This is a genomic window from Chitinimonas sp., from assembly GCF_041904975.1.
GTDB lineage: Bacteria > Pseudomonadota > Gammaproteobacteria > Burkholderiales > Chitinimonadaceae > Chitinimonas.
Map to the genome: position 1 here is coordinate 1 of NZ_JAYRLZ010000138.1, position 11,077 is coordinate 11,077.

Genomic DNA, 11,077 nt, shown 5'->3' on the forward strand with positions numbered 1-11,077 from the left:
CCATGCTTATCCACACACCACACACAGGCTTGTTCCAGTGCAACTGTGGAGACACCCATGAATTTTGCCCAAAACACGATGCGCGTCGGGATAAATGCCAAATCACCATCACAACACCGGACATCAGGCATGGCTTTTGCATGAGTGCCCGTTTTTTAAGCAGCACAATCAAACCCAAGCCAATCAAGCACCTAGCAGGCTTATCCACATGTCGCGCACAGGCTTATGCCTGCCTGCTGTTGATGTTCTGCGCCACGCTGTCGAGCAAAAACAGGGCAAGCAAAGCCTGACACAGCTTGCCCTGTCCATCTGAAGCCCGATTGGCAGACGGATGCGATAGCGCCATCGACCTGGCAAAGGGTAAGAATGCCCTACAGCACCAGGCGGAAGTCGCGCAGCAAGGCACCCGGCAGGCGCTGGCTGCTGCTGGAGCGCGCACCATAGCTACCGGCATCGGCGAGGAATTCCGTTTCGCGGGTCAAGGCTTCCAGCTCGCTACCGAGCATCCGGTACAGGCTGTCATCGAAACGCATGACATTGAGCGGCGCGACGATTTCGCCGTTTTCCACCCAGAAGCAGGCAAAGCGGGTCATGCCGGTCATGCGGGCAGCTGCGCGATCGGAATAATTCAGATACCAGAGGTTGCTGACATACAAGCCTGTTCCCAGCGCACTTAGTGCCTCGGCCATGGGCAGCTCGCCGCCCGCCATCACCAGCGATTCGGGCGCCTCGCTGCCGCTATTGGCCTTCAGGCCATACTCCTTGGCGGTACGCGGGCTGATCAGGCTGCCACTCAAGCGCCCATCGGTAATCAGATCCACCCGTTCCGGCTTGATGAAACCTTCGGGCTGAAAGCCTGGCGCCAGGCCGTGCAGGGTGTCCTCATGCAGCGCAATGCGGGCATCCAGACTGGCTTCGCCCTCGGCTAGGCGCAGCAAGGCGCTGCGCTTGGTTCGCAGCTGTTTCTCGGAAAAACCGCCCCAGTTGAGCATGCCCACGATTTCGCCCAGCGCCGCAGGCGTGAAGTAGGCGCGGTAGCCACCTGGCGCCAGCGAGCGTGCCGGCCGGCCCAGCAGCGCCAGCTGGCTGCGTGCTTCGGCAATCGCCGTGGCTAGCGACGCCGGCTGCCATTCAAAACCGGCGCCACCGCGTTTGACCGCCTTGTCGCCATGCGAATACACGCTCCAGTCGAAATTCCAGCTGCTGGTGTCGTGCCAGTTTCGCTGGCCATGATGATTGGCAAAGCCGTGGCAAACCGGCCCGCTGGCGAGGATGCCGACCAGATCGCAGCCTGCTGCCGCATCGACGATATCCGCCGTCATCTGCCCGGCATCGGGCAATTTACTGGGCGCGGCATGCAGGGTGGTGTGCACCGCATCGGCCAGCAAGAGATGCGGGTCCTCAGCCACATCATCGAGCAGGGTACGCAGCTGGGCCAAGGTGCGCAGCACAGTTGCCGCATCGTCGGCCCCACAACCGAGGCTGACCGTTTCCGACAAATGCCGCTGTCCGCGCAATAGCCGCAGCGTGATATAGCACTGGCGCACCTGTCCGGCCTGCCGCACCTTGCCATGGTTGAAGCGCACAAAGTCGGACGTCTCGGCCGCCAGCCACAGGGTAAAACCCTCGCCGGCATGCAAGGCTGCATGCACGCTGTCTGCCAGCCGGTGAAAATGTTCGCGCAAATCTGCGTGCTGCATCATGCCTCCCCTCCGAATACCTCGATATTGCCAAACACGCAGGCCGGCGACGCATGGCCGACACGCACCACCTGGTTAGGCTCGCCCTTGCCGCAAAACGGCGTACCCATCACATCATCGGTACCGGCATCACCAACCGCTTTGAGCGAGCGCCAGAACGTGGCCGAAATGCCGCGATAGCCGGGGTTCTTCACCACCCCCTTCAATTCACCGTTCTCGATCAGCTGGCCCCACTCGCAACCGAACTGGAATTTATTGCGCGAATCATCGATCGACCAGCTGACATTGGTATCCATCAACACACCACGCTCGATGCCACCGATCAATTGCGCCAGCGACTGATCGCCGGGCTCCACATTCAGATTGGCCATGCGATCGATCGGCGCGCGATTCCAGCTACAGGCGCGGCTATTGGCCACGCCGGCAAGCGCAAAGCCGGCCTCGGCAGCGCGCGCCTGGGAGAGGCTGCCACCGAGCGGCCGCTCCAAAATGCCATTGCGGATGATGTAAGCCTTTTGCGCCACGGCGCCGTCATCGTCCCAGCCGTAGGCCGCAAATTCATTGCTGCGGCTCGGGTCGTAGCTGACATTGAGCAGGGATGAGCCGTACTGGTAATGGCCGAACATATCCGGCGTGACAAAGCTGGTGCCGGCATAGTTGCGCTCATCACCGAGAATGCGATCCAGCTCCAGCGGATGGCCGATGCTTTCATGAATCTGCAGCATCATCTGGCTGGGCATCAGCAAGGCATCCATCACGCCAGTCGGGCAGTTGGGTGCCAGCAAAAGCTGCAAGGCTTCGTCAGCCACCCGCCGTCCGGCGCCCGCCAGGCCCGCCTGGGCGAGAATCTCCATGCCGCCCTGGCGGCAATAGCCGTTGTACTGCCCGCCCAGGCTGCGCGTCTGGCTGTCGCCATCGGCAAACGCGGTTGCGCTGAGGCTGGGGATAATGGCGCGAAAACGCTGCTCCACATCCCCGCCCTCGCTGGTCAGATAGCGCTGCTCGATATCGAGGCGGCCCAGGCTGACTCCCCAATCAACAATTCGCTCGTCGATACGGCAGGCTTCTGACTCTTGCATCAACAAGTCATACAGCGCCTTGCGATTCCAGTCGGCTTCGCCGTCGGCTGCCGGGCCCAGATAGCGGCCGGTAGGATGCGGCAGGGAAAGTGTGCGAAAGTCGAACACCGAGCGCGCCGCGCTGATTTGCGCCCAGCGACACGCTGTATCAAACGCCTCGCGCAGGCCCGCCTCCGACAGATTGGCGGTTGCCGCATAGCCATAGCCGCCACCATGCACCACGGTCACCATGGCACCACGATCCAGGCGCCGCGCCAGGGGCTGCGGCACACTAAGGCGCACCTCCAGACTTTCGCTGCGCTCCTCCACCAGGCGCAGGGAGCAAAAATCCACCTGCCTTGCCAGGCCCCGGAACGACTGCTCTATTGCTTTCCACATATATGCCTTCCCATCAAAGGCGCTCAAGCGCCACGACAATCGATATTCCCACCGGGAAGCATCTTAGCTGCCCGCATCGACACGGTCATATCCCCGGCGTTGACTCGCCAAGCCTGCGTAACACCGTGGTGCAGATGCGGCGCCGACACAAAATCCACGCATCCACTTGATTTGCAAAGGCAAAGCTCAAACACCCGAGTCCAGACACATGAAAAGGCGCTACGTTTTTCGCTTGTGCACAGACAAAAAAAGGGCCGCCCTCCCCGGCGACCCTGTTGCGTGCTGGCAAACTTGAGCCAGCGAATGAGCCCTGCTTCAGCCTGCCAATTTGAATCGCCCGATCTTCACTTCGAGCTGTCCTGCCAGGGTACGTAATGCCTGTGCCGTGGCAGCCGACGACTCGGCCGCGCGGCGGTTGTCTTCAGACATCTGGGCGATCGACTCCACATTGCGCGCCAGCTCTTCCGCCACATGGGCCTGCTCGCGTAAGGTGTCGGAAATGGCACACACCACGCCGACCACCCGAGCCGAGCCTTCGCGTATGGTGCCGATCGCCGCGCCCGCCTGATTGGCCATGGTCACGCCGATCTCGACCTGCTCGACACTGCGATGCATCTCGCGCACCGCCGATTCGGCACCATGGCGGATACGATCTACCATCACCGACACATCCTGCGTTGATGTGGCAGTGCGCTCGGCCAGCTTGCGCACCGCATCGGCCACCACGGCAAAACCGGCGCCGGATTCGCCGGCACGTGCCGCTTCGATGGCAGCGTTCAAGGCCAATAGATTGGTCATATCGGCAATATCCTTGATGACATCGACAATGCTGGCGATCTCGCCTGCCACATCGCCCAGCGCCGATACCGTCTTGGAGGTTTCCCGCACCCGCAAGGCAATGCCTTCGATGCCATCCACCGTTTCCTGCACCACCGCCGCACCGGCTACCGAGCTGCGGCCTGATTCATCGGATATCTGATGCGCGCTGCCGGCATCATTCGCCACCACGCCAATGCTGACGGTGAGCTCTTCCACCGCCGCCGCCATTTGCGAGGCAGCATCGCTTTGTTCGGCCGTGGCAGCCACCACCTGGGTACCCAGCGCGGCAATCGTATCGGACGCGCGCTTGAGTTCATCCGCACCGTGGCGGATCTCCGTCATGGTGTCGCGCAGGCGCTCAGCTAGCCGATGCGCACTGGTGATGACGCGGCCCAGTTCATCGCGCCCGCTGCTGGCGATCAGGGTGGTCAGATCGCCTTCCGCCACCCGATGCATGCTGGTTTCGAGCGACTCAGCCCTTTGCGAGATATCGCGGGCGAAGCCGCCAATCAGATAGGCCACCAGCAGAAAGATGGCCAACCCGGCACCCACCTGCAGATTGCGATTGCGGATTTCCTCGTGCAAGCGCGGCTTGATCACCTGATTGGCCAGCCCGTTCAACATTGCCAGTTTGGCGCGATCCATCTCGTCCGCCACTTTGGGAATCTGCTTGAAGGCAGATGCCACCGCCTGCGCATCGGCATTGCCGGTCACCAGACCAGACAAAGCTTTGCGCATGCCATTGATTTCTTCGGCGGTTTTCATCCATTCGCTGCTGAACTGCTTGAAGCCCTCCATCCCCGAGCGATTGGCTTCCATCAGGCGGATATCATTGTCGATACGCTGCATCGATGCCGGAATGGCGCTATTGAGCAGGGAGTCGATATAGCCAAGCCGGACATCGGCATTACCACCTTTGCTGAGCAAGCCGACTTGGGTACGCAATTGCGAGATGTTTTCGCGCAGCAAGGGAATCTGGTCAACCGCAGTCACCACCAGGTAGTAGGAACTCGCATCCGGATCAAGCAGCAAACCTGAATCACCCGCCTGCTGATGGCTGAAGGCGTTCACCGCCGCAATCAGCGCCGAATGACGGCGCATGCCTTCATCCAGCGATAGCTTGCGCCAATTGCTTTTCAAGGCCTGCCAGTCATGCTCGATTGCCTGAAGCTGTGGAAGTGCCTCGGGGTCATCGAGCGCGGTCTTCAAGGTATTGATGCCGTCATCAACCTTATGCTCCTGCGCAAGCAGATCTGCTTCAGCCGATTTGTCATTCGGCGTCCATTGGGTAGAAAGCGAGCGATGCCGTCCCAGCGCAGTTTGCAAGGCCGGAAAGTGAACCTGATAGGCAACGCCGGCCAATTCACGTCGATCACGATCAACCGCCTGGTTTTCGGACACCACCAGCTGCGCCAACAACCACAGGCCCGGCAATAGCGCAGCGAGGAAAATCAACAGGAATTTGCGGCGAAAACTCAAAAGCTGCGAAACAGCAATGGCAGGCGACAGTAGCAAATTCAGCATGAATCTCTCCAGACAGGGACTTGCATTCAAGCAGGCATTGAGTGGGCCGCAATACGCTGAACCAGAGTTGATCCAGGCAAAACATAAACCGGCCCGCGCATTGACCTTAAATTGCTTTCAGCACAATTACATCGCTCAAATGGGGGATAGCCGACCGAAGGAATAGACCGCACGGTCTAGACAGTGTCGTCATGAGATTCGCAACCAAAGTGTGAGGCAACGTATCTGTAAGGCAGCAAGAAACGACGACAGGTTCTTGGCATAGCGCATAGCGACACCACGCCACTGCTTGATGTGTAGAAAGGTGTGTTCGACCAAGTGGCGATGGCGATACAGGTGCTCATCATGAACGCGAGGTGCCTTGCGGTTCTTGCGCGGCGGAATCTCCGCCTGCATACCTTGGTGCTTGGCCCGCTCGACGAGAGCATCACTGTCATAACCTTTATCGGCAATCAGGTGCTTGGCGACTAAGCCGTCAATCAGGTTTTCCGACTGTGCGCAATCAGCTCTGGAACCTTCTTTAGAAATGATTCGGGCCGGCATACCATGCGCATCCACGGCCACATGTATCTTGGTATTGAGCCACCTTTAGTGCGCCCCATCCCTTGATTACTCCCTCGTGCCCCAGTGGCGTGCGGATGAACCTTGCAGTGGCTGGCATCGATCATCAGCCACTCGTAATCAGGCTCGTCGATACGGCGCTCAAGCAGTAATTTCCATACGCCCTTATCATGCCAGCGACAGAAACGCCGATGTGTATTCTTCCAATCGCCGTAGTCTGCCGGCAGATCTCGCCAGGGCGTGCAAGTACGCAAGATCCAGAAGACCGCATTGATGAAACGCCGATTGTCCTGCGCCACACCTCCCCATTGCCCGGCTTGCCCCGGCAGATGAGGATCCATTAGCGCCCAGTCCTTGTCTGAAATATCGTGACGTCGATGGGCTGGGGTCATTCAGTCGCAACCGCAATTTGAGGTGTGAGTATTAAGACACACCTTGTGACGACACTCTCTAACAATGCCAGCCTCGAAAAACATTTGTATCCTTGCCTTGATTTCGGCTAAACAGCTTGCGCCAGCAGGCTAGCGAGACTCTTGGTGCTGGCCGCAAAGTGGAAAATTCGAGCATAACGAGGTCAAATCGCTTAGCGAACTCCGCTTGCAGCAAGGAGCGGGGTGATTCTCAACGGCCTGTCAATCCAAACGGCCTCTACGGAACCTGAGGCGGTTCACTGTGCACGCCAGGGTCAAGGCGTGCCCATCCTCGTCGTAAATTCTCACATTGCACTGATCAGCCCAGCATTCGCGCCTTCAGAGCTGCCAGCGCAATGCAAAATGAAGACTGTGTTCGAGCTGAGCAGCTGCGATTCCAAGCTTGCTGCGGGCTGGTCGCTGGCTTGAGATGGTCTGTCCCTGCAGCACCAGCTGCAGCTGCTGGCCAAGCGGATGTGTCCAGGCCAGGGTCACCGCGTGCCCATCCTCGTCGTTATTGTCGCCGGGCACGATATCGCCCTGCCGGGTGCGAAACTGCTCATAGCGCAGGGCGAGCTGATCGGCGCCCTGCCGATAGCTGGCCATGACATACCAGGCGGCAAAGTCGACGTGCACTACCCGTGTGCCCATGCTGGTGGTGCCTTGCATGGCCTGGGCGAGGATTTCGGTGTTGCCGCCTGGCAGCCAGCGACCGCTTGCCGCGCTGTAATGGGTATCCCAGGCATACTGGCCATGCCCCACCTTATGCGGGTCGGCGCGGTTGTCGTAATGCAGGGCCTGCGCATCGAACATACCGGCATAGCCGTAGCGGGCAGCCAGATAGTAGCCGGGGCGGCCATCGATCTCGTGGTAGTTATCGAGCTGCGGCGCCTGCCGGCCATACAGGCGGCCACCCGGGCTATAGATCGGCAGCGGCGCCAGGGGAATGGTCTCGGTCAGCCCGACAATGCGGTCACCCACGCCCCAGCCGCGCCAGGCGATCAGAGTACCGGCGGGGTCATTGCCGGTGAATGCACCAAGGGTGAAGCCAAAATCATGCGGCGATCCGGCAAAGCGGCCGGCGCGCAGCACGTCCACTTCGACCCCCTTGATGCGCAACTCTTCCCCCACCCAGCTATTGATCGCCGAGGCCGACAGGGTACGGCTGGTGGTCCAGCCTGGCCCGTCGTTTTCCAGGCTGCCGGGCGGGAAGAATGCGCCGGCCTTGATGGTGTAGCGCCAGGCAGAGCTGGGCAAAGGCCGCCACAGCAGGCTCGCCTCGCTGATATCGAGCCTTGCGCGCTGCTCAGCGACCAGCATCACGGTAGCGCTGGCACTGAGCGTGTCGCCAAGGCTTTGGTCCAGCACCAGCATGCCCTGGCCCAGCGCAGCATGCTGGCGATCCAGGCGCGACTTGCCCAACCCTCCCGATAGCCAGCTGGTCTCGGCATTGCCGGCGCTCGTCCGCAGCTCGAACAGGCCGCTGGCATCCAGCGCCAGAGCCTCCCCGGACAAGCCCACACTCATCAGCAGTAGCACAGCTCGTAATCGCCGCATCGCTCCCATCCACCTCGACATGGTTATCGCCGCAAGGCCGTTTCCTGTTGCCCTTGCAGCCCTGCATTTATAGCGTGGGTCGCCGCGGCTGCACGAATCTGTCACCCGTACCGCCTGGGCAATACCACGCTCCCCGGCAACATCACGGGTCGTGAATCCGCTTGGCCAAAGTCGTGAGCCTCCTTTGGCGCCGGCTTGCTGATACGCGACGTCAACCGCAAACGTGCACGGCAGTCCGCACGAAATCTGCCATACACCATTCATCTCGCCATCCGCCCAGTCATCACCCGGAATGCTTGCCCATCGCAGCGTGCTCGCCAGATCTACCCTGATACCTAGAATGCGCCAGTCCCCCGCCCATGCCAGCAGCCACAAGGAAGCCCGCCGTGAAATTCCAACTATCCATCAATGGTCAGCCCCATTCGGTACAGCTTGATGCCGACACGCCCCTGCTGTGGGTGCTGCGCGACAGCTTGAAAATGACCGGCACCAAGTTCGGCTGTGGCATCGCGCAATGCGGGGCCTGCACTGTGCATATCGATGGCGCGCCGGTACGCAGCTGCGTGATGCCGGTGCAGGCGGTGGCCGGCAAGGCGATTACCACCATCGAAGGTCTGGCCCAAACCCGGATGGCCGTGTTGCAACAGAGCTGGATCGATCATCAGGTGCCGCAATGCGGCTACTGCCAGTCGGGCGCCTTGATGGCCGCAGCCGGCCTGCTGGCGAGCAAGCCCAAGCCCAGCGATGCCGATATCGATGCCGCCATTACCAATATCTGCCGCTGTGGCACTTACCCGCGCATGCGGGCCGCCATCCATGCCGCCGCCAGCCAGCTCGGCAAGGAGGCTGCATGAGCCAGCTCGCCAACCCATCACGGCGCCGCTTTCTCGCCTCGACCTTTGCCCTGGGCGCCTGGACGCTTGGCGGTTTTCCCGCACTGGCGGCCGACGCGCCAAGCGAGCGCCCAAGCGGCTTCGGCCTGTGGCTGCGTTTCGCTGCCGATGGTCAGCTGACCGTACTCAGCAATGTTGCCGAAATCGGCCAGGGCACCCATAGCACGGTGGCGCAGCTGGCGGCCGAAGAGTTAGCCATGCCGGTGAGCGCCATTCGCGTCGAGCAGGCGCCGGTCAGCGCACCCTTTATCGACCCGCTCATCAGCAACTATGCCACCTTTGGCAGCCTCGGTTTTCGGCTGAGCCTGCGCAGCCTTGGCCCGGTGTGTGCCGCTGCGCGCGATATGCTGGTGCGTGCCGCCGCCGCGCGCTGGCAGATCGCCGCTGGCGAGTGCCAGGTAGCAGACGCAGCAGTGCACCACCCAGCCAGTGGCCGTACCCTGCCCTATACGGCGCTATTGGCCGAAGCTGCGGCGCTCACGCCACCCGAAAAGCCGGTGCGCAAGCCACGCGAGCAGTGGACAGTATTGGGCAAGTCACTGCCGCGCAGCGATATCCCGGCCAAGGTCGATGGCAGCGCGATTTATGGCATGGATGTCGACCGGCCCGGCATGCTGGTCGCCACCGTGCTGCACGCGCCCACCTTCGGCGGCAAGCTAATCAGCGTGGATGAGCGGCCCGCCAAGGCGATCAAGGGCGTGCGCCAGGTGGTCAGATTGCCTGGCGCGGTGGCGGTAGTGGCCGATGGCTATTGGCCGGCGCTGAAAGGCGCGCGGGCGCTGAAGCCAAAATGGCAGGACGGGCCCCATGCCCACAGCCATAGCAAGGCTTTTCGCCAGCGACTGCTCGCCGCTGCCAGACTGGGTCGAGGTGCGGACTTCGACCAGCGAGACGACAAACGCATGGATATTGCCGGCACCGCCGACGCCATTGCCAAGGCCACAGCGGTAGTCGATGCCACCTATGACGTACCCTTTCTTGCGCACGCCACGCTGGAGCCGATGAATGCCACGGTCGAAGTTAGACCCGACTCGGCCGAGCTCTGGCTATCCACCCAAAGCGCGCTTGATACCCAGAAAGGCGTTGCCAAGGCGTTGGGGCTACCCCTCGAAAAGGTGACGGTGCACCCGCAACTCAGCGGTGGCGGCTTCGGGCGGCGCCTTGAGCATGGCTTTGCCATTGAAGCAGCCCTGATCGCCAAGGCGGTCGGCAAGCCGGTGAAGATGATCTGGTCGCGGGAAGTGGATATGCGCGCCGGTGGCTATCGGCCCGCCGTGGCGGCTCGACTGCGGCTGGCTCTGGGGCCGGATATGCTGCCCACCGCATTGCGGGTGGATCTGGCCAACCCGTCGCTGCTCGAATACAGCGGGCTGAGCAATGGCCCGCCCTCCGATCTCGACTGGTCCACCATCATGGGCCTGAATGCGCACCGCTATGCCATTCCCAAGGCGCACCTGAGCTGGACGCGGGTCGATGAAGGCGTGCCTTGCGGCTACTTCCGCTCGGTCGGCGCTTCGCAAAACGTGTTCTTCCTGGAACACAGTATCGACCGAGCCGCCCGACTTGCCGGCATCGACCCACGCGACTATCGCCGTACCCTGTTTGCCAAGGCACGCGCCGAATTGCTGCTGGTCGATGCGCTTTGCCTGCGCGCCAGCTGGGATCAGCCGCTGCCGGCCGGCCACTATCGCGGCATGGCGATCAGCATGGGCAATGACGCCATCAGCGGCCATGTGGTGGAAATCAGCGTACCGGCACCGGGCCAGTTCCGCCTGCATCGCATTACCGCCGCCATCGATGTCGGCGTGGTCGCCAACCCACGCATCGTCGAAGCGCAGATGATGGGTGGCACCCTGTTTGGCCTCTCTGCCGCTCTGTTCAGCGAAATCACCCTGAAAGACGGGCAAATCGAACAAGGCAATTTCGACAGCTACCGGGTGGCGAGGCTAGCCGACGTTCCGCCGCTCGATGTGCTGGTGCTAGCCAATGGCGAGACCGACCGGCCACGCGGCGCCGGCGAGGAAGGGGTGGCTTCCATCGCCCCGGCGATTGCCAATGCCCTGCTCGCCGCCACCGGCAAGCCGGTGGAGCGACTACCGCTCAGCCAGGCGGGTTGGACACTGATTACCGGCTGAACCTCCAGCCATTTAACTTCA

At 61.5% G+C, this 11,077-nt stretch carries 8 protein-coding genes; 3 read left to right on the plus strand and 5 right to left on the minus strand.

What is annotated here, in order from left to right:
• Nucleotides 1-290, plus strand: a 290-nt coding sequence (locus ACE3OH_RS13310; protein ID WP_374353510.1) for a hypothetical protein, incomplete at its 5' end; no start/stop codon positions are given.
• Nucleotides 291-371: 81 nt separating this feature from the next.
• Here ACE3OH_RS13310 and ACE3OH_RS13315 read toward each other — a convergent pair.
• The 5 genes from ACE3OH_RS13315 to ACE3OH_RS13335 all read right to left on the minus strand — a co-directional run bounded on the left by ACE3OH_RS13315 (nucleotide 372) and on the right by ACE3OH_RS13335 (nucleotide 7,986).
• Nucleotides 372-1,703, minus strand: a complete 1,332-nt coding sequence (locus ACE3OH_RS13315) for a TldD/PmbA family protein (protein WP_374353513.1) — start codon at nucleotides 1,701-1,703, stop codon at nucleotides 372-374.
• Nucleotides 1,700-3,157: a TldD/PmbA family protein gene (locus tag ACE3OH_RS13320; protein ID WP_374353516.1), complete on the minus strand. Its 1,458-nt coding sequence runs from the start codon at nucleotides 3,155-3,157 to the stop codon at nucleotides 1,700-1,702. Before ACE3OH_RS13320 ends, ACE3OH_RS13315 begins: the two co-directional genes overlap by 4 nt.
• Before the next feature lie 315 nt (nucleotides 3,158-3,472).
• The gene (locus ACE3OH_RS13325) at nucleotides 3,473-5,500 is read right to left on the minus strand and encodes a methyl-accepting chemotaxis protein (RefSeq protein ID WP_374353520.1); all 2,028 of its coding nucleotides are present in this window, start codon (nucleotides 5,498-5,500) and stop codon (nucleotides 3,473-3,475) included.
• Between the two features lie 189 nt (nucleotides 5,501-5,689).
• Nucleotides 5,690-6,453 (minus strand): IS5 family transposase gene (locus ACE3OH_RS13330; RefSeq protein WP_374353523.1). Its coding sequence is split into 2 segments (ribosomal slippage): nucleotides 5,690-6,081 and nucleotides 6,081-6,453, totalling 765 coding nucleotides; the frame shifts between segments, so codons are not numbered across the junction.
• Nucleotides 6,454-6,810: 357 nt separating this feature from the next.
• On the minus strand, nucleotides 6,811-7,986 hold the full coding sequence (locus ACE3OH_RS13335) for a hypothetical protein (protein WP_374353529.1): 1,176 nt from the start codon (nucleotides 7,984-7,986) through the stop codon (nucleotides 6,811-6,813).
• Between the two features lie 428 nt (nucleotides 7,987-8,414).
• Here ACE3OH_RS13335 and ACE3OH_RS13340 point away from each other — a divergent pair, with 428 nt between their 5' ends.
• Together ACE3OH_RS13340 and ACE3OH_RS13345 are read left to right on the plus strand one after the other, a co-directional pair.
• Nucleotides 8,415-8,882, plus strand: coding sequence for a (2Fe-2S)-binding protein (locus ACE3OH_RS13340; RefSeq protein WP_374353533.1), 468 nt, complete (start codon nucleotides 8,415-8,417; stop codon nucleotides 8,880-8,882).
• The gene (locus ACE3OH_RS13345; RefSeq protein ID WP_374353536.1) at nucleotides 8,879-11,056 is read left to right on the plus strand and encodes a molybdopterin cofactor-binding domain-containing protein; all 2,178 of its coding nucleotides are present in this window, start codon (nucleotides 8,879-8,881) and stop codon (nucleotides 11,054-11,056) included. The genes ACE3OH_RS13340 and ACE3OH_RS13345 overlap by 4 nt, the downstream gene beginning before the upstream one ends.
• The last annotated feature ends 21 nt before the right edge of the window (nucleotides 11,057-11,077 follow it).

Bases quoted from the DNA above. Each gene is read 5' to 3' on its own strand.
- ACE3OH_RS13325 (WP_374353520.1), bottom strand. From the start codon at position 5,500: ATGCTGAATTTGCTACTGTCGCCTGCCATTGCTGTTTCGCAGCTTTTG.
- ACE3OH_RS13320 (WP_374353516.1), bottom strand. From the start codon at position 3,157: ATGTGGAAAGCAATAGAGCAGTCGTTCCGGGGCCTGGCAAGGCAGGTG.
- ACE3OH_RS13345 (WP_374353536.1), top strand. From the start codon at position 8,879: ATGAGCCAGCTCGCCAACCCATCACGGCGCCGCTTTCTCGCCTCGACC.
- ACE3OH_RS13315 (WP_374353513.1), bottom strand. From the start codon at position 1,703: ATGATGCAGCACGCAGATTTGCGCGAACATTTTCACCGGCTGGCAGAC.